Origin of the sequence: Nocardiopsis deserti (genome assembly GCF_008638355.1) — a bacterium.
In the GTDB taxonomy this organism is placed as follows: Bacteria; Actinomycetota; Actinomycetes; order Streptosporangiales; family Streptosporangiaceae; genus Nocardiopsis; species Nocardiopsis alborubida.
The window spans coordinates 289,520-307,768 of sequence record NZ_VWVS01000016.1 but is presented as its reverse complement, the minus strand read 5'-3'; the positions used below and the strand labels follow the sequence as shown (position 1 = coordinate 307,768).

General features: G+C 72.8%; 15 protein-coding genes. 13 read left to right on the top strand and 2 right to left on the bottom strand.

Annotated features, from left to right (window positions below; all coding sequences use genetic code 11):
• Window positions 1-962 precede the first annotated feature (962 nt).
• From FYW99_RS22820 to FYW99_RS22760, 13 genes are all read left to right on the top strand, one after another.
• Window positions 963-2,252 carry a citrate synthase gene (locus FYW99_RS22820; protein WP_150254060.1) on the top strand — a complete coding sequence of 430 codons (1,290 nt, stop codon included), beginning with the start codon at window positions 963-965 and terminating at the stop codon, window positions 2,250-2,252.
• Window positions 2,253-2,479: 227 nt separating this feature from the next.
• Window positions 2,480-3,346: an HdeD family acid-resistance protein gene (locus FYW99_RS22815; protein ID WP_150254059.1), complete on the top strand. Its 867-nt coding sequence runs from the start codon at window positions 2,480-2,482 to the stop codon at window positions 3,344-3,346.
• 280 nt (window positions 3,347-3,626) lie between these two features.
• Window positions 3,627-4,796, top strand: coding sequence for a macrolide family glycosyltransferase (locus tag FYW99_RS22810; RefSeq protein WP_150254058.1), 1,170 nt, complete (start codon window positions 3,627-3,629; stop codon window positions 4,794-4,796).
• A gap of 158 nt (window positions 4,797-4,954) precedes the next feature.
• Window positions 4,955-5,509 carry an AAA family ATPase gene (locus tag FYW99_RS22805; protein WP_150254057.1) on the top strand — a complete coding sequence of 185 codons (555 nt, stop codon included), beginning with the start codon at window positions 4,955-4,957 and terminating at the stop codon, window positions 5,507-5,509.
• Between the two features lie 251 nt (window positions 5,510-5,760).
• Window positions 5,761-7,029 (top strand): hypothetical protein, encoded by a 1,269-nt coding sequence (locus FYW99_RS22800; RefSeq protein ID WP_150254085.1) that lies wholly within the window; start codon window positions 5,761-5,763, stop codon window positions 7,027-7,029.
• A complete protein-coding gene (locus FYW99_RS22795) occupies window positions 7,026-9,377 on the top strand; it encodes a serine/threonine-protein kinase (RefSeq protein ID WP_150254056.1) in 2,352 nt (783 codons plus the stop codon). Before FYW99_RS22800 ends, FYW99_RS22795 begins: the two co-directional genes overlap by 4 nt.
• Before the next feature lie 17 nt (window positions 9,378-9,394).
• The gene (locus tag FYW99_RS22790; RefSeq protein ID WP_150254055.1) at window positions 9,395-10,807 is read left to right on the top strand and encodes a PP2C family protein-serine/threonine phosphatase; all 1,413 of its coding nucleotides are present in this window, start codon (window positions 9,395-9,397) and stop codon (window positions 10,805-10,807) included.
• Complete coding sequence (locus FYW99_RS22785) at window positions 10,791-12,143, top strand: vWA domain-containing protein (protein WP_150254054.1); 1,353 nt, start codon at window positions 10,791-10,793, stop codon at window positions 12,141-12,143. Before FYW99_RS22790 ends, FYW99_RS22785 begins: the two co-directional genes overlap by 17 nt.
• A 9-nt stretch (window positions 12,144-12,152) precedes the next feature.
• A complete protein-coding gene (locus FYW99_RS22780; protein ID WP_150254053.1) occupies window positions 12,153-12,848 on the top strand; it encodes an FHA domain-containing protein in 696 nt (231 codons plus the stop codon).
• Window positions 12,849-12,854: 6 nt separating this feature from the next.
• Complete coding sequence (locus FYW99_RS22775) at window positions 12,855-14,483, top strand: hypothetical protein (RefSeq protein WP_150254052.1); 1,629 nt, start codon at window positions 12,855-12,857, stop codon at window positions 14,481-14,483.
• Window positions 14,484-14,568: 85 nt separating this feature from the next.
• Entirely contained in the window at window positions 14,569-15,414 is an 846-nt protein-coding gene (locus FYW99_RS22770; RefSeq protein WP_150254051.1) for a glutamate ABC transporter substrate-binding protein, read from the top strand.
• A gap of 189 nt (window positions 15,415-15,603) precedes the next feature.
• A complete protein-coding gene (locus FYW99_RS22765; RefSeq protein WP_150254050.1) occupies window positions 15,604-15,933 on the top strand; it encodes a DUF6221 family protein in 330 nt (109 codons plus the stop codon).
• An 80-nt stretch (window positions 15,934-16,013) separates the two neighbouring features.
• A complete protein-coding gene (locus tag FYW99_RS22760) occupies window positions 16,014-16,274 on the top strand; it encodes a DUF6504 family protein (RefSeq protein WP_150254049.1) in 261 nt (86 codons plus the stop codon).
• 103 nt (window positions 16,275-16,377) lie between these two features.
• Here FYW99_RS22760 and FYW99_RS22755 read toward each other — a convergent pair whose 3' ends face one another.
• Together FYW99_RS22755 and FYW99_RS22750 are read right to left on the bottom strand one after the other, a co-directional pair.
• The gene (locus FYW99_RS22755) at window positions 16,378-17,295 is read right to left on the bottom strand and encodes a M48 family metallopeptidase (protein WP_190394761.1); all 918 of its coding nucleotides are present in this window, start codon (window positions 17,293-17,295) and stop codon (window positions 16,378-16,380) included.
• A gap of 236 nt (window positions 17,296-17,531) precedes the next feature.
• Window positions 17,532-18,248, bottom strand: coding sequence for a DivIVA domain-containing protein (locus tag FYW99_RS22750; protein ID WP_150254048.1), 717 nt, complete (start codon window positions 18,246-18,248; stop codon window positions 17,532-17,534).
• Window position 18,249 lies beyond the last annotated feature (1 nt).

The following is an 18,249-nucleotide window of genomic DNA, read 5'->3' as shown; positions in this document are numbered from 1 at the left end:
CCTGCACGCGCTCTCGGGCGCCGAGGTGCTGCGGCGGCGGGGCGACGGCGAGTTGCTGGTGCTGGTGCACAACAAGTGGCGTCTGAGGGTCATCGAGCGCGACCACCCCTCGCTGTTCATGGAGCCGCTGCTGGCCGGAGGCGTCGACGAGGGCGAGTGAGGCCCCGGGCGGGAACGCCCCCGGGTGCGCCGCGGCCCGGACCACTCCCTTCTGTCCGGGCCGCCGTCCTTTACGGCAAAGCACGCCCGTGCCGTTTACCCCGGGTGAATGGCGGTGACCCGCTGTCGATGTCGGCGGCGGGCCCGCGGAAATTGGGCGGCCGGTGGAACGCCTCCCGGCGGTTGCCCCGGCGGTGTGGCGAAGCGGCTGCGCGCCGGGTGTGAACTCCCGTGGCGCACGCACAGTCCGTTGCCATGACGGGCCCGGTTCGCTGTGACCGGTGGGGCTCTTGTGGCTCCCGAGTCCCAGGCAGAGGCCAAGATCACCAGTTGGCGGGGACCCCGCGTCAGGCCCCGTGAACAGCGCGAAGGTACCCTGAGAGAAGGCCGCTAGGGCGTGTTCGGACACCCGGCCGCACCGAGCTTCGTTCGGCTCTGTCCACTTCTGTGAAGGACAGGCCGAAGGGGGAGGGTTCGGGCGGATGTCGGACCGTCCAGGGGACCGGTACAGGAGGCAGCGGGGCGCCGGGAGGACCTCCCGGCTCCGTCTGCGACGTCTCAGGGCGATCACGAAGTAATCGACGGCTGGCAAAGTTTGTAAATCTTCACCTGGCGGTAATTCGGTGCACGTGTGGGTATGTGTTGCATGTCACCTGTTCGTGAATCGGTGAAACTTATATGATTTTGCTTAACCGTCGTTTAACAAAACAGAACAATAACGAGTGAAGCAGGAACGTGGCGGCGGACCGCCCCGCGTATGACGCACCTCACGTATCCCCCGCCTGGAAAGGTTGACCTCGGGCATGAGCGAAGACGACAAAGAGCGCACGGTGGAGCTCCACTACGAGGGCGGCGTGCTGAAGCTGCCGGTGTTCACCGGTACCGAGGGTGAGCGCACCATCGAGCTGAAGACCCTGCTGGGGTCGACGGGGATGACGACCCTGGACCCGGGGTTCGGCAACACCGCTTCGTGTAGCTCGGAGATCACCTACATCGACGGGGCCGCCGGGATCCTGCGCTACCGCGGGTATCCGATCGAGGACCTCGCCGTGGGCGCGACCTTCCTGGAGGTCGCCTACCTGGTGATCTACGGCGAGCTGCCCGACGCGGGCCAGCGCAAGGAGTTCGCCGACAAGCTGCGCGACAACGCCGACATCCCGGCCGACATGGGCGCGCTCATCGACGCGATGCCCCGCAACGGCCACCCCATGTCCCTCATGGCCAGTGCCGTGAACACCCTCGCCGCCTACTACGACGACAGCGTCGACCCCGGCGACGAGGACCAGGTGGAGCTCGCCACGATCCGGCTGTTGGCCAAGCTGCCGACGATCGCGGCCCGCATCTACCGCAACTCCATCGGCGAGAAGCCGATCGGCCCGGACAGCTCGCTCGACTACGTCGACAACTTCATCCGGATGACCTTCGGCGACGTCCACGCCGACAGCGAGCTCGGCGACCTGTTCAACCAGGCCGTGGGCATGCTGCTGGTGCTGCACGCCGACCACGAGCTCAACTGCTCCACCGCCACCGTGCGCGTCGTCGGCTCCTCCAAGGCCGACATCTACGCCAGCGTGGCCTCGGGCATCAACGCCCTCTCCGGCCCGTCCCACGGCGGCGCCAACCAGGCCGTCCTGGAGATGCTGGAGGAGATCCGCGACTCGGGTATCTCCATCGAGGACTTCCTGGAGAAGGTCAAGGCCCGCGAGATGCGCCTCATGGGCTTCGGCCACCGGGTCTACAAGAACTTCGACCCGCGCAGCAAGGAGATCAAGGTTCTGGCCAGCCAGATCCTCGACCGCGACGAGAACCCGGACGAGCTGTTCGCGCTCGCCCTCAAGCTCGAGGCCGCCGCGCTCTCCGACTCCTACTTCACCGAGCGCAAGCTCTACCCGAACGTCGACTTCTACACCGGCGTCATCTACCGCACCATGGGCTTCCCGACCAACATGTTCACCGTGTTGTTCGCCATCGGCCGCCTGCCCGGCTGGATCGCCCACTACCGCGAGCAGCTGCGTGACCCGGCCTTCCGGATCGCGCGCCCGCGCCAGCACTACGTCGGCTCCTCCGAGCGCCGGCTCCCCGGCCAGGGGTAGGCACACCCCCGAGGCACACAGGAGCGCCCGCCCGCGTCAGACGGGGCGGGCGCTCCCGCGCGTTGTCCACAGCCGCGTCCGAGCTGTTCGGCCCCCCGCGCGCCCGGGTATCACCCGTACGGGCTGCCTTTCCCCGTATTTTGCGGACCGCTGTCGTCCGTGTGCGACGTTGGGGGAAGGGGCAGGGTGCGGTTACCGCACGGGGCCGTGCGAAGGAGGGGGAGACGATGGTCAGGTACGCGTGGGCCGGCGACCTGCTCGGTGAGCTGAGCCGGAACTGGTGGCTGGTGGTCCTGCGGGGGGTCGCGGCGGTCCTCTTCGGTCTGGTCGCGCTGATCTGGCCGGGCAAGACCCTGGTGGTCCTGGCGGTCGTCTTCGGCGCCTACGCGCTGGTCGACGCCGCGGCCCTGGGGTACGCGGCCTACCGCTCGTCCTCCGGCGTCCGGGTCCCCCTGGTCGTCCAGGCGGTCCTCAGCGCCATTGTGGGACTGGTCGCCCTGGTCTGGCCGGTCGCGGCGATCGTCGCGCTGGTGTTCGTCATCGGTGTCTGGGCCGTGGTCACCGGCGTGGCCGAGATCGTCACCGCCGTCCGCCTGCGCGCGCACATCAGTTCCGAGTGGCTGCTGGTCTTCGTCGGGGCGCTCTCGGTCGTCTTCGGACTCCTGCTGTGGTTCTGGCCGCTGGAGGGCGCGCAGGCCATCATGTTCGTGATCGCGATGTACGCGGTCATCTTCGGCGCGGTCATGGCCGTGGCCGGGTTCCGGCTCCGCGGCGCCGCCGAGGCCTTCCTGGCCCCGGAGGACGCGCCCGCCTTCGCCGGTCTCGGCGAGCCCGAGGAGCCCGCGGAGCCGTACGACCACGGGACCCGCCCCGGCGACCTCCTCGAAGACCGTGCTGACCGAGCCGATAACGACGACCTGGACCGGTGGGGTGAGCGCGGCGCCGGGGGCGACGGGGGCCGGTGGGAGGACCCGGACCGGGGGACCCGCCGGGACCGGGGGGAGGCCCAGGACGACCGCGGCGGCTGGGACGACCAGCCGGGCGGCAGACACCGGGCCCCGGGCGACGAGGGCGGTCCCGACGAGCCCCGCTGAGAAGGCCGGCCCCCGCTGACGGGGAGCGCGCCGCGGCGGTCCGCCCGGATACCGGAAACGGGCACAGGCACCTCCGAAAGGGGCACGGAGGGCATTCGAGCCCGCGGGACCGCGCCCAAAAGCAGGTGCGCACCGGCCTGCCGTGTGGCTACGATGGCGCGCATGCACCTCCAGATCTACGGCTAGACAGGCGTCACCGACGCCGCGACGCACCCGGCCCCGCCACGGGGCCCGGTGCCCCTCAGTCCTACCCGTGAACGCCCGTGTCTGGAGAAGCACCATGAACCGCCGTGCCCACATCGCCATGGTCGGCACTCCCACCGTGAGCCACGTCCTGCCCAGCCTGGAGGTCATCCGCGAGCTGGTGGACCGCGGCCACCGCGTCACCTACGCCAACGACCCCCTGCTGGCCGACACCATCACCGGAGCCGGAGCCGAACTCGTCCCCTACTCCACCATCCTGCCCACCGGCGACGACACCTGGCCGGACGACCCGGTCAAGGGCATGGACATCTTCCTGGACGAGGCGATCAACCAGCTGCCCGCCCTGCGCGCCGCCTACGACGGAGACCGCCCCGACCTGTTCCTGTACGACATCTCGGGGTTCGCCGCCCGGGTCCTCGCCGTCAACTGGGACATCCCCTCCGTGCAGCTCTCGCCCACCTACGTGGCCTGGGCCGACTACGGTGACACCGTCCTGAAGTGGCTGCGCGCCCAGCCCGGGGCCGAGGAGCACTACGCCAAGCTCGACGCCTGGCTCGCCGACAACGGCGTCACCGGACTCGACCACTCCTCCTTCGCCGGGTCGCCGGAACGTGCGCTGGCGCTGATCCCGCGCGAGATGCAGCCCTTCGCCGACACCGTGGCCGACACGGTGACCTTCGTGGGGCCGTGCCTGGGCGACCGGGCCGACCAGGGGGAGTGGGCCCGTCCGGCGGACGCCGACAACGTCCTGCTGGTGTCCCTGGGATCGGCCTTCACCAACCAGCCGGGGTTCTACCGCGCCTGCCTGGAGGCCTTCGGCGGCCTGCCCGACTGGCACGTGGTGCTCCAGATCGGCAAACACGTGGACCCCGCCGAGCTGGGGGAGGTGCCGGACAACGTCGAGGTGCACACGTGGGTGCCACAGCTTGCCGTCCTGCGCCAGGCCGACGCCTTCGTCACCCACGCCGGTATGGGCGGCTCCAGCGAGGGCCTCTACACCGGGGTACCGATGATCGCCGTCCCGCAGGCCGTCGACCAGTTCGACAACGCCGACCGCCTGGCGGAACTCGGCGTCGCCCGGCGGATCGACACCGAGGACGCCAGCGCGGAGCGGCTGCGCGCGGCCCTGCTGGAGCTGACCGCCGACCCCGGGGTCGCCCGCCGCCTCGCCGAGGTCAGCGCCCGGCTCCAGGCCGGCGGCACCTCCTACGCGGCCGACCTGGTCGAGGCGGAACTGCCCGCCTGAGCCGGGTCCGGCCAACGCCGGTCCCGGAGGGCGCCCGGCCGGGACACCCCGGCCGGGCGCCCCGCCGCGCTGTCGGAGAACGGCACCAGTACCCCCGCCGAGAAGACGCGCCGAACCCGCCCGGCACTCCCGGGCCGCCTAACACCTTGTGGAGCACCATGGAGCACCTCGTCGTCGTCACCGGAGGGCCCGGGTCGGGCAAGACCACCCTGATCGACCACCTGGCCTCGCTCGGGTACGCGCGCACCCCGGAGGCCGGACGCGCCGTCATCCGCGACCAGCGCGAGATCGGCGGCCGGGGGCTGGCCTGGCGCGACGACGCCCTGTTCGCCGAACTCATGCTCTCGTGGGAGATGCGCTCACACCGCGAGGCCTCGTCCCTGCCCGGCCCCGTCTTCTGTGACCGGGGCGTCCCCGACCTGGTGGGCTACCTCCGCCTGCGCGGCCTTCCGGTCCCCGGGCACGTCACCGAGGCGGCCCGCCGGTTCCGCTACCACCGCCGGGTCTTCGTGGCCCCGCCGTGGCCGGAGATCTTCGTCGGCGACGCCGAGCGCCACCAGTCCCGGGAGGAGGCCGAACGCACCCACCGGGCGATGACCGAGGCCTACCCGGCGTGCGGTTACGAGCTGGTGGAACTGCCGCGCGTGCCGGTCGCCGATCGGGCCCGCTTCGTCCTGGATGTCCTGGGCCGAACTCGACCCCCGAAACCGTGACGGGAGTGACCGGAGCGACGGGAGTGACGAGAGAGAACCTCTGTCACGTGATGTGCCCTCTGGACCGCAAACGGGGCGCCAGTGGCCGTTCATGGCCGTAAACCGGGCTTTCTCTTGTAGTTCGCGAAGCCGGGGGCCAGACTCTTGTCTAGGCAAAGGACCATTGACCGTCCACGCCCCAGACGGCTGCGGGGAGCGTGCGTGGGCGCCGGGGAGGAAGGCGGCAGGTGGCCAGGGCGTCCGGGGCGAGCATGCCGCCCATGAGCTGGGAGGGCATCGACCACGCGCTCAACCGTGTGCGCGGTGAGGCCGACAGGATCTCCCTCAACCTCGCTGACCTGGACGGACACGTCGGCCACCGCATGCTCCAGGAAGCCGATCTCGTCGGGCGCACCCGGCGGCGCTGGGAGCACGCCAGCGGGCACGTCCGCAGCCTGTGGACGGTCTACGAGGCCTTCCGCAGCGTCGTCGACAGGGCGGACCGCATCCGGGCCCGCGCGTGCGGCCCCGAGGACCAGATCACCCTGACCTCCCTGCTCAACGACGCCTCCGTGCCGCTGCCCGCACGGGAGGTCCCGCTGCACGAGCGCGGGCTGCTCCACACCGGGCGGGAGTCCGTCACCCTCGCCGACGCCGTCGCCCGCATGTCCGCCGACTACGAGGAGGCCACCGAGGTCATCTCGGCCGCCGAGACGGCCTGGGACGCCCTCCACCCGCGCCTGGGAGAGCTCGACGCCATGTGGCACGAGATCGGCACCCTCTCCGACATGGTGGCACTCGCCGAGGACGAGTACGAGTCCCTGCGCGTGGACCTGGACGCGGTCGGCGCCACCGTCCGCCGCGACCCCCTCGCGCTCGTCGAGGACGGCCGCGTGGACACGTCCGCCCTCGAACGGCTGCGCCTGCGGCTGGAGCGCGTACGCGGCGAACTCCGCGACGCCCTGCGCATGCGCGACTCCTACGGCGAGAGCGTCGAACGGCTCGGCTTCGCCATCGACGACGTCGGCAAGGCCGTGGAACGCACCCGCGCGCTGCGTGAACAGGTGGTCGCCAAGATCTCCTCGCCCGCCGCGGTCGGCGTGTCCGACCCGGTCCCCGCGCTGCGGGCGCACATCGGCGCCATGGACGCCCTGCGGGCCCAAGGCCGGTGGCGCGAACTCGGCGCCCGCCTGGGCGAGGTGCAGCGCGCCGTCCACGAGGCCGCCGACGACGCCCGGGAGCGCGAGGCCAACCTCACCGGCCTCCTGGAACGCCGCGCCGAGCTGCGCGGTCGCCTGGACGCCTACCACTCCCGCGCGGTCCGGCTCGGCGCCGCCGAAAACGCGCGCCTGGCCCGGCTCCACAGCACGGCGCACTGGGAGCTGTGGACCGCGCCCTGCGACCTGCGCGCGGCCACGGTCGCCCTCTCCGCGTACCAGCGGGCGCTCCAGGAAATCGGCGGAACCGATTCCGCTGTGAACAGAACCACACCGGGACCGGGCGCGTCAGACGGCGAGAGCGATGGTGGTGTGAACAGATGACGAAATGCACGGCCCCCGGCTGCCCCGGCCGGATCGAGGACGGTTTCTGCGGTGTGTGCGGCCTGGCCCCCGCGCACGTACGGCCCCCGGCGGACCCCGTCCCCGCCGCCCGGCAGCGACCCGTGCCGCCGACCTCCGACCCGCAGCGTTCCCTCGGCCCGAACTCCTCCGCGGACCCCCTCAGCGGCGACTCCGTCCACTCCCGCCCCGCCTCCGGCAACATCAGGCTCTCGGGGCGCTCCGGTCCCCGCAGCGCCTCCGCGACATCGGGCACCAGCATCAGCGGCCCCGGACGCGGCAGCCGCCGATCCTCCCGCGGCATGCTCGGCATGGGCATGGTCCAGGTGCCCCTCGTCCCCTACCGGAACCCCTCCGACGCCGTCATGGACGACCCCGTCGTCTCGGAGAAGAACCGCTTCTGCGGCAACTGCTACGAGCGGGTCGGCCGCACCCAGGGCGACCAGCCCGGACGCACCGAGGGCTTCTGTCGCAGGTGCGGCACCCAGTACTCCTTCACACCCAAACTCTCCCCCGGGGACATGGTCGGCGGTCAGTACGAGGTGCTCGGCTGCCTGGCCCACGGCGGCCTCGGCTGGATCTACCTGGCCCGCGACCGCAACGTCAACGACCGCTGGGTGGCCCTCAAGGGCCTGCTCAACGCCGGTGACGCCGAGGCGCACAAGACGGCCGCCGCCGAGCGCGCGTTCCTCTCCGAGGTCGAGCACCCCAACATCGTCAAGATCATCAACTTCTCCCAGCACCCCGACCCGCGCACCGGCATCCCCGGCGGCCACATCGTCATGGAGTACGTGGGCGGCAAGTCCCTTCAGGAGTTGCTCGCCGAGCGCCGCCAGAACGACCCCGACGCCGTCCTGCCCCCGGACCAGGTCATCGCCTACGGCCTGGAGGTCCTGCGGGCCCTGGGCTACCTGCACTCCAAAGGCCTGCTCTACTGCGACTTCAAACCCGACAACGTCATCCAGAGCGAGGAGCAGATCAAGCTCATCGACCTGGGCGCCGTGCGGCGCATGGACGACACCGTCAGCGACGTCTACACCACGCCCGGGTACCGGGTGCCCGAGGACGAGCTGCGCGACCCCGGCCCCACGGTCAGCGCCGACCTGTACTCGGTCGGCCGCGCCCTGGCCGTGCTCAGCTTCCGCTTCAGCCACACGCGCGACCACCCGCACAGCATCCCGCCGCGGGAGACCGTGCCGCTGCTCCAGCGCCACGCGTCCTTCGACCGGCTGCTGCGCCGTGCCACGCACAGCGATCCCGAACTGCGCTTCCACGACGCCGAGGATATGGCCGACCAGCTCACCGGCGTCCTGCGCGAGGTGCTCTCCGAACTGGAGGGCACACCCCGCCCCGGCCCCTCGACCCTGTTCGGCGCGGAGAACCCCGCCGCCGGGCCCGACCCCGGCACCCACAACGCCGACCGCATGCTCGTCGCGCCCCCGCCCACCGACGCGGCGGCGCTGCTCCCCGCGCCCCTCATCGACCAGTCCGACCCGGCCGCCCAGCACCTGCGCGGATTCCGGACCCTGCCGCCCGAGGAGCTCGTCCCCGCGCTGCGCGCCATGACCGCGCCCACCCCCGAGACCCTGCTGATGCTGGCCCGCGCGCTCGTCACCGTCGGCCGCCAGAACGAGGCCGAGGACGTCATCCAGCGCTTCGAGGAGGCGGCCCCGGGCGACTGGCGCACCTTGTGGTACACGGCGGTCGCCGAGCTGAGCACCGGCCGGTTCCGTGAGGCCCGCGACCACTTCGACGAGCTGTACGACCACCTGCCCGGGGAGCTCGCGCCCAAGCTCGCCCTGGCCCTGGCCTGCGAGCGGACCGGCGAGTACGAGACCGCCGCCCGCCAGTTCCGGACGGTCTGGAACACCGACCGCTCCTTCGTCAGCGCCGCGTTCGGCCTGGCCCGTATCCGCCTGGCCCAGGGGGACCGGGCCGCGGCCACCGCCGTCCTGGACACGGTCCCGGAGCTGTCCCGGCTGCACGTCCACGCCCAGACCGCGCTGATCGCGGTGCTCGCGACGCACCACCAGGGCACCGCGGCCGCCGACTTCGTGCAGGCCGGACGGCGCCTGGAACGGATCGGTCTGGACAGCGAGTCCGCCGACCGCCTGGCGGTCCGGGTCCTGGAGTCGGCCCTGGACTGGCTCGGCTCGGGTGCGGGGGCACCGGCGGAAGAGGGGCTGCTCGGCGCCCCGTTCACCGAGAACGGCGTGCGGGGCAACCTGGAGCGCCGCTACCGCGCGCTGGCCCAGCGCGTCGTCGCGCCGTCAGAACGCTATGAGCTCGTCGACAGGGCCAACTCCCTACGCCCCGTGACGCTGCTGTGAGGAACGAGGGAACGGCCATGACCAAGGTGCGGACCTGCCCCGCCTGCTCGGACAGGGTGTCCACGGAGGACGCCTTCTGCGAGGGGTGCGGGCGCCCCCTTCCCGAGGGCGCGGAGACCGCCGGGCACCCCGACCGGATACCCACCGCCCCGCAGACGAGCCTGGCTGGTGCCGTGCCGCCCGGCGGGTGGGCCCGGGACGGGGCCGGTGGCGGCGCGCGGACCGGGGGGACCCCGGGCCCGTCCGGTGCCGTGCCGCCCGACGCCGACGCGCGTCCCGGCCTGGTGCCCGACGACGGTGCCCCGACGGCTCCGCAGGTGAGTCTGCGGGCCGTCGACACGGGCGGGCGGGACGCGCCCCCTCCGGAGGCGCTGCCCGACTCCGCCCCGCACGCGGCCGACTCCATGGTCACCCAGCCGATACGGCGCGACAGCCTGCCCTCGTTCGCGCCCTCCGCGCCCCGGCCCGACCAGCCGGAGGCCGTCCCCGACTGGGCGCCGCCCGCCACCGGAAGCAACCCGGTGCGGCCCGCCAGCCCCGGCCTGTGCGCGTGGTGTCCCGGAGCGGTCGTCGACGGCTACTGCGAGCGGTGCGGCCTCCTCCAGCCCACCGGGCGCGACCACGTCGAGGTGCGCACGCGCGCCGCCGTCGGCGTCAGCGACCGGGGGCTGCGGCACAAACGCAACGAGGACGCCATGGCGATCCGCGTGATCGACGCCGACAACCCCCGCGCGCCCGGCGTGGTCTGCGCCGTGGTCTGCGACGGGGTGTCCAGCTCGCCGCGCTCGGACGAGGCCTCCCGCGTCACCGCGGAGACCGGCGTGGCCGTCCTCGCCGAGCGCGTCAGCCGGGGTGCCGACCCCCGCGAGGCCACCGGCGCGGCGATGATCCGGGCCGCCGAGGCGGTCGCCGGGATCGCCGACTCACCCAGTTCCGCGCCCGCGTGCACCTTCGTGTCGGCGGTGTACGTCCCCGCCGCGGGCACCGTCACCGTCGGCTGGGTCGGCGACAGCCGCGCCTACTGGCTCTCCGGAGGCCCTGCCTCCAGCGCTTCGGCCCTGCTGACCAGGGACGACTCCTGGAGCGAGGCGATGGTGCAGATGGGAGCGCTCTCCCGCGAGGAGGCGATGCGCTCGTCCAACGCCCACGCCCTCGTCGCGTGGATGGGCGCCGACTCCGGCGAGATCGACGCCCACATCTCCACCGTGACCCCGACCGGCCCCGGTGCCGTCGTGCTGTGCAGCGACGGCCTGTGGAACTACTTTCCCGAGGCGCAGGCCCTGACCGACGCCGTCCCCGGAGCGGGGGCCAGACCCCACGAGGCCGCCCGCTCCTACGTCGACCTCGCCCTGGAGGCGGGCGGCAAGGACAACATCACCGTCGTGATCATTCCCGTGCCCGCTGGGGGTCCCCGTGCCGGACACGACTGAGCGCGCGGCCGAGCCGGGCTTTCGGGTCGAGGTCGACCAGAACGCCTTCCTGCCGATGGGCGGACGCGAGGTGCACGCGATCGTCAGCGTCACCTCCACCAGCTCCGTGGTGGTGGAGGCGTCGGTGCGCGCCGCCGAGGTGATCATCGTCGACACCTCCGGCTCGATGTACGGCGCGAAGATCAACGCGGCCAAGCAGGCCGCCCGCGCCGCCGTGGGCGCCCTGCGCGAGGGCGTCCTCTTCGCGGTGGTCGCCGGGCACAGCGGGGCCTCCGTGCTCTACCCCGAGGGCGGCGGGCGGATGGTGCGGGCCGATGCCGTCACCCGCGCCGAGGCCGAGGAGGCGATCGGCGGGCTGCGCGCCGACGGCGGCACCAGCATGGGCTCCTGGCTCACCCGGACCGCCGAGCTGTTCGCCACCGTCGACGGCGGCATCAAGCACGCCATCCTGCTCACCGACGGCCAGAACAACGAGTCCGCCGCGGTCTTCGGGCAGACGCTCGACCGCGTCGCGGGCTCCTTCGTCTGCGACTGCCGGGGTGTGGGCACCGACTGGAAGGTCGAGGAGCTGCGCCGGATCGACTCCGCCCTGCTCGGCGGCGGCCCCGGCATCATCGCCGACCCCGCCGACATGGTGGCCGACTTCCGGGCGATGGCGCAGGCCTCCATGGGCAAGGCCGTCGCCGACGTGGTGCTGCGGCTGTGGACGCCCCAGAACGCCGTCGTGCGCCACGTCAAGCAGGTCGCCCCCACCGTCAGCGACCTCACCGGCCGCGGCGTGGAACGCGTGCCCCAGTCGGGCGACTACCCCACGGGGTCCTGGGGGACCGAGAGCCGCGACTACCACGTGTGCGTCCGGGTGCCGCCCGGCGCCCCCGGCCGTCAGCTGCGCGCCGGGTGGGTACGCATGGTGCTCCCCGGGGCCGCGGGGGCCGAGGACCAGGTCCTCGCCTCGGGCAACATCCTCGCGGAGTGGACCACGGACGAGGACCGGGCCACCGAGATCAACCCCCGCGTGGCCCACTACACGGGTCAGGCCGAACTGGCCCAGGCCATCCAGGACGGGCTCGCGGCCCGTCGCGACGGCGACGACGACACCGCCACCGCGCGGCTCGGCCGCGCCGTCGCACTCGCCCACGAGTCGGGCAACGAGGAGACCGCGAGGCTCCTCGGCAGGGTCGTCGACGTGGTCGACCCCGTCATCGGAACCGTCCGGCTCAAACCCGGTGTCAGCAAGGTCGACGAGATGACCCTGGACACCAACTCGACCCGGACCGTACGGACCCGGCCGCGACAGAGCGGGCCGGACACCGGCGGTGCCCCCGTATCCGGGTAGGAGGGACCCATGCCGAGTTGCCCTTCCGGGCACCGCTCCACCGCGACCGACTTCTGCGACGTCTGCGGGCTGCGCCTCCAGGCCCACACCCCCGGGTCGAGGCCCCCGTCGCAGCGCCATCCGACACCGCCCACACCGCCCGTGGCCCCGGCGCGGCCCCCCGCGCCGCCGCGCCCGGTGACCCTGCCCCGGGGAGGCCCCTGCCCCGAGTGCGGCACCTCCCGCGCGGGCCGGTTCTGCGAGGAGTGCGGATACGACTTCGCCTCGCGTTCCGACGGCCACCGGCGCGTGAACACGGGCGTGCGCTGGCGCGCGATCGTCGTCGCCGACCCCGCCTACTACCAGTACATGGTCCACCAGGGCATGCTCGACCCCGACCAGATCTCCTTCCCCAAGGGCAGCGCGCAGCGCCGGGTGCCGCTCAACGGGGACAGGGTGCACATCGGACGGCGCAGCGCCACGCGCGGTTTCACCCCCGAGATCGACCTGGGCGGCCCCGGCGGCGACCCGGCGATCTCCCACATCCACGCGATCCTCGTCGCCAAGCCCGGCGGCACCTGGGCCCTTCTCGACCCGGGCTCGACCAACGGCACCATGGTCAACGGGACCGCCAACCCCATCGCCCCCAACGTGGAGGTTCCCCTGCATGACAGCGACCGGATCTACGTCGGCGCATGGACCGTCATCATCCTCCAGAAGAGGTGAGCCCCGTTGACCTCCCCCACCCCCGACCGGGCCCCGCACGGGACCGGGGCCAGGTCGCCGGACGCCCCGCACGGCGCGCTCCCGGCGGTACCGGGCGGCCGGCCCGCGCGGAAGGGCTCCCGCACGCCCCGACGGGGACGGGGCGGGTCCGGCGCGCGTGAACGGGCCTCCGGGCTCCGCCGCTGGGCGGGCACCACCCCGGCCCGGGTGTGGCTACTGTCCTCGGTGTGCGTGCTGGCCGTCCTCGGGCTCTTCGGCTCGGCGGCCGCCACCCTCGGCCAGACCCGTGAGGACCTGCATGTGCTCGGGGTCGACGCCGGGCCCCAGGCACTGGCGACCACCGACCTGTACCTGGCGCTCGCGGACATGGACGCCCGCGTGGTCGACATGCTGCTCATGGGCACCGACGACGATCTGAGATCGGACCGCGAGAACGCCCGGGAGCAGTACGAGGCCAGCCGGGCGCGGGCCAACGAGGCACTGCTCCAGGCCGCCTCGCTGACTGAGGAAGACGAAGACGAAGGCGAAGGCGAAGACAGCGCGGAAGGGTCCAACGTCAAGGCGGTCCAGGACGGGATGGGCGCCTACGAGCAGCTCGCCAGCCGGGCGCAGGTGCTCAACGACGAGGCGCGGGCCCCGTCCGGTCAGGTGGACGGGGCGGCTCTGGAGACCTACCGCGAGGCCACGTGGCTGATGCACACCGAACTGCTGCCCAAGGCGTTCAACCTGGGACTGGAAGCGTCGGCGGACGTGCGCGCCAACCACGAGGAGGGGCGGTCCTCCGTCGTGCTCGGCATGCTCTGGGTGAGCGCGGCCGGCGCGGTCGCCGTCGCCGCGCTGCTCGGCCTCCAGCTGTACCTGCGCGTGCGGTTCCGACGCCGGTTCAGCGCGCCGCTGCTGGCCGCCATGGCGGCCGCCGTCCTGCTCACCGGCGGGGTGGCCCTCGTTCTGACCGTCAGCGGCGGGCACCAGCGCGAGGCCAAGGAGGAGGGGCTGGACGCGGCCATGGCGCTGTCCCGGGCCGGGGCCATCTCCACCGACATGCAGGCGGACCAGAGCCGCTACCTGCTCGAATGGGACATGGACGACAAATACCAAGCCGACAACTACCAACAGGTCTACTTCGAACGGGCGCAGCAGGTGCTGTACCGCCCGGCCGACAACCTGGAGGAGTACTACACGGCGATCGAGGGCGTGGTCGCCGCCTACCCGGATCCGCCGGAGCCGGACGGCTCCGGGCCCGAGGACGAGGACCCGGGCACGCTCGGCTACCTCGGACAACACGCACGGGTCGCGCAACTGACCGGCCAGGAGGACGCGCTCGCCAAGGTGCTGGAGTCCTACAACGCACTCCAGGCCGAGGACCGGGCACTGCGCTCGGCCGCCGAGGACGGCGACATCGCGGGGGCCGTCGACATCCGCGTGGACGTCGCGGACGCCGAGGACGGTGCCTTCCAGGCCTACGAGGACGCGCTGGCGGAGCTGTTCGGCCAGCACAAGGAGGAGTTCCACAGGGGAATCGACCGCGGTGGCGCGGTGCTCGCCCCCTGGGAGTGGCTGCTGCCCGCCGCGACGGCCCTCCTGCTGGTCCTGATCGCGCTCGGGATCCGCCCCCGGTTGGCCGAGTACCGCTGAGCCCGGGGCCGCTCACACCCCAGTTCCGCCACCGTCCCGGTCCCGCCCCCCGATCCGCACCCCCAGAGAGACGAGGAACAGACCGATGAGGTTTCGACACCAGCGCACCGCCGCCGCGGTCGCCCTGGCCGCCGCGGCGGTGATCGGACTGCCCGCCTGCTCCGTGGTGCTGGGTGAGGAGGAGTCGATCCTCGACGCCGCCTCGCTGACCGTCGGAGTCAAGACCGACCAGCCCAGGCTGGGGGCGGAGGACGACAACGGCGACCTCACGGGCTTCGACGTGGACGTGGCCCTCTACATCGCCGGCAGGCTCGGCTTCGCCGCCGAGGATGTGGAGGTGACCGGAATCACCTCCGCCGACCGCGAGAGGGAGCTGATCAACGAAGATGTGGACATGGTCGTGGCCACCTACTCCATCACCCCCGCCCGCAAGACCGAGGTCACCTTCGGCGGCCCCTACTACGTGGCCAAGCAGGACGTGCTGGTGCGCGACGAGGACACCGACGTCCGGGGGGTGCGCGACCTGGAGGGCCGCAGCGTCTGCCATGAGGAGGGCTCCAACTCCGCCGCCCGCATCAGGGAGGGCCTGGGCATCGACGTCGAGCAGAGGGAGGCGTCCAACTACAGCGCCTGCATCAAAGCCCTGCGCGAGGGCGAGGTGGACGCCGTCTCCACCGACAACCTGATCCTGGCCGGGTTCCTGGCCGAGGAACCCGGCACCTTCCGGCTCGTCAACGAGCCCTTCACCGATGAGAAGTACGGCGTCGGCCTGCCCCACGGCGACGTGCGCGCCTGCGAGGAGGTCAACAGGGCCATCAACCAGATGTACCGGGACGGCACCGCCGCGGATCTGCTGGAGACCTGGTTCGGCGAGACCGACCTCCAGCTCGTGACGAGCGTGCCCCAGTTCGAGGGCTGCGACCCGGCGTGAGGCCCGGGGGTGTGGTGCGCCCGCGGGCGTGTGCGGGGGCGCGTGGGGCGAACGGCCGGGGCGGGGGCCGTGGCCGGAACCGGACGAAGGCGCCCCGCCCCGCTCCGGGACGCCGCGGAAGCGGTCCGGAGCGGGTACGGGTCCGACACCGGGCCCTGGGGCAGTGGTGGACAGGAGGGGAGTGGTCCGTTGACCATCGTCGAGTTCCTCAACGCGCGTCTGGACGAGGACGAGCGTGCGTCGGAGGCCGTTCCCGCGGGAACCCGCGGCCGTGACCGGGCGCTGGCGGAGGTCGCGGCCAAGCGCAAGATCGTCCGCGGGTACGCCGACGCCCACCGCACGGGCATGCGCAGCCTCGAACCGGCCGCGGCCCCCGGTGCCACGGGCCCCCTTCCCGAGGCCCGGCCGGGCGCCGTCGGGGATCCCTGGTCGGAGCTGCTGGCCTGGCGGCTGGCGGTCAAGTACCTCGCCGGGGTGTACCGGGCCCACCCCGAGTACGACCGGTCCTGGGCGGACTGACCCGTCGGGGCCGGGCGCGGCCCCCGACACGGGCCGGGAACGCTTGACTTGTTCGAACTGGTGTTCGATAAGCTGGCGGTGTGAGTCTTCTGAACGAGCAGATCGACGTCCGTTCCACCGAGGGCGGGACCCCCGCCCAGTTCACCTGGCGCGGTCGCGCCTACCGCGTGCGCAGGGTCATCGGGGACTGGCCCGCCCGCCCGGGCGGGCCCGGTGTCCCGGCCACGCAGATCCACCTGCTCCGCGTCTCGGCCGAGTCCGACGCGGGGGAGCCGAGCATCATCGACATCACCCGCGACCTCGCCTCCGACCGCTGGACCATGCGCCGCCACTGGAACTGATCCGGAGCCCGGCCCGTCCGCCGTGATCTTGTACTCATAGCGCGTCTCGGCGGTCGAACCCCGCTATGAGTACAAGATCATCGCAGTTCAGAGGGCCGGTTCACTAGAGGAAGATCCGGCCGCGCCGGGTGCGGTCGCGCAGCGCGGCCATGCGGCGGGTGTTGCCCGGCCGTCGGGTCAGCAGGTGGTAGAGCAGCAGCGAGCAGCCCCGGTCGGTGCGCGCGCGGTCCGCCATCTCGCCCATGTTGACCCTCGTGTACAGGTTGCCGCCCCCGGCGAGGATGCGCACCGAGTGGGCGCCCTCGGGGACGTGCGCGTAGGCGTGGTTGTCGGCCGTGTACTCCATGGCCCGCGACAGCGCCGCCCCCAGGCCCGGGACCAGTTCCCCGCCCAGCGTCGCCGTCCGCCGCCAGAAACCGGTGTGTCCGGCGGCCACGTGCCCCATCTGGTGAGCGACCAGGAAGGCCAGCGCCTCGGGATCGCGGACCCGGCCGCACGGGTCGAACAGGTCGTCCGACAGCACCAGGTACCGGCGCAGCCCGTGCCCGGCGGCGTCCGTCCCCCAGCGGCGCGGCCCCACCCGGACGTAGGCCTCCGGCGTCCGCGGCAGGCCCGTCTCGGCGGCCAGCGCCACCACCATCCGGTGGGCCTCGGGGAACTGCGTGGGCGAGATCTTCACCGACTCCGCCCGCCGCCGGGCGTACCGCAGCCCCCGCGCCTTCCAGCACACGGCGGGCACCGCCGCCAGGGCGGCGGCCGCCCACAGCCACGACCCCGACACCGACCACATCACGTGGACCAGCCCCGCCGCCGTCAGCAGGGTCGCGCCCACGCACGCGGCCAGGAGCGGGGCCTCCCACGGGTGGGCGGAGGCCGGGACGACCTCCTCGTCGGCGCCGAGCACCCTCAGCCCCTCCCGGGGACGGGTTCTGGTGCCCCCGTCGACGGCGGAGCAGCAGTCGGGCGCACCGCGCACCGGACATGCGGTGGCGCGCCCCTCCGGCGGCATCGCGTGGGACATCCTGCCTCCCCTCGGGGCGCGGTCTTCGGGACAGCGGGGGATGACTACTACCTGTGTCCAAATATTACTTTCCGCTTTCCTGAGGATGGGGAGTGTGCGCTACGGCGTGTCCGCGACCGCCGGCCCCTACGCCCCGCCCACCAGGCTCGACCGTGTCGGAGGCCGTTACCGCGGCCCGGCTCCCACGTGGCCCGCGGTCCGCCCGTCCCACCCGCGCTCCTCACCCGGAGTCACCGTCAGTGCGGCTGCTCGTACCCGCGCAGCTCCTCGGCGAGCACGTCCAGGAAGTGGTCCACCTGCGCCGGGTCGTACCCCGGCCGCGCGCGCGTGGTGCTGAACTGGATCCGCTCCACCTCGGCGGCGGTGAGCGTGGCCTGGTCCGGCCGCCCCTGCTGGAGGACGTCCAGCGTGAACTCGGCCCGGTCCAGGAAGTCGTCGACCTCCTGCTCGTTGTAGCCGGTGGTCAGCCGGGTGGTGGCGAACTGCTTCTCCCGGACGTCCCTCGGGGTCATGCCGGAACGCCGCGGCGGCCGGGGCCTGCCCTCCCGCGGTCCCGGCTCGGACGGGCGCTGCTGGCCGTCCGCGCCGGGCCGCTGGTGCCGCGGCCACGCGGAGGCACCCGCCGCACCGGGGCGGGGCGGCAGCGGCGGCGACTGGTCCTGGGCGCGGCCGAGGCCGCGCCCGGCCAGGTCGGCGACCACGACGTCGAGGAAGTCGTCGACCTCGTCCTCCCGGTATCCCGGGCTGAGCCTCGTGGTGCGGAACCGCGAGTTGCGCACCTCTTCGGCCGTGATGAGCGCACCCGTGCGCGGGCCGCCCTCCAGGGCGACGAGCGTCGCCTCGATCCGGTCGAGGAGCGCGTCGACGTCCTCCTCGTTGTACCCCGGGCGCAGACGCACCGTGTGGAACTTCTTTTCGCGGATGTCCGCCGGTGTCAGAGGCATGGTCCCCATT

Coding starts and splice junctions, on each gene's coding strand:
- FYW99_RS22820 (WP_150254060.1), top strand. CDS start 963: ATGAGCGAAGACGACAAAGAGCGCACGGTGGAGCTCCACTACGAGGGC.
- FYW99_RS22815 (WP_150254059.1), top strand. CDS start 2,480: ATGGTCAGGTACGCGTGGGCCGGCGACCTGCTCGGTGAGCTGAGCCGG.
- FYW99_RS22810 (WP_150254058.1), top strand. CDS start 3,627: ATGAACCGCCGTGCCCACATCGCCATGGTCGGCACTCCCACCGTGAGC.
- FYW99_RS22805 (WP_150254057.1), top strand. CDS start 4,955: ATGGAGCACCTCGTCGTCGTCACCGGAGGGCCCGGGTCGGGCAAGACC.
- FYW99_RS22800 (WP_150254085.1), top strand. CDS start 5,761: ATGCCGCCCATGAGCTGGGAGGGCATCGACCACGCGCTCAACCGTGTG.
- FYW99_RS22795 (WP_150254056.1), top strand. CDS start 7,026: ATGACGAAATGCACGGCCCCCGGCTGCCCCGGCCGGATCGAGGACGGT.
- FYW99_RS22790 (WP_150254055.1), top strand. CDS start 9,395: ATGACCAAGGTGCGGACCTGCCCCGCCTGCTCGGACAGGGTGTCCACG.
- FYW99_RS22780 (WP_150254053.1), top strand. CDS start 12,153: ATGCCGAGTTGCCCTTCCGGGCACCGCTCCACCGCGACCGACTTCTGC.
- FYW99_RS22770 (WP_150254051.1), top strand. CDS start 14,569: ATGAGGTTTCGACACCAGCGCACCGCCGCCGCGGTCGCCCTGGCCGCC.
- FYW99_RS22755 (WP_190394761.1), bottom strand. CDS start 17,295: ATGTCCCACGCGATGCCGCCGGAGGGGCGCGCCACCGCATGTCCGGTG.
- FYW99_RS22750 (WP_150254048.1), bottom strand. CDS start 18,248: ATGGGGACCATGCCTCTGACACCGGCGGACATCCGCGAAAAGAAGTTC.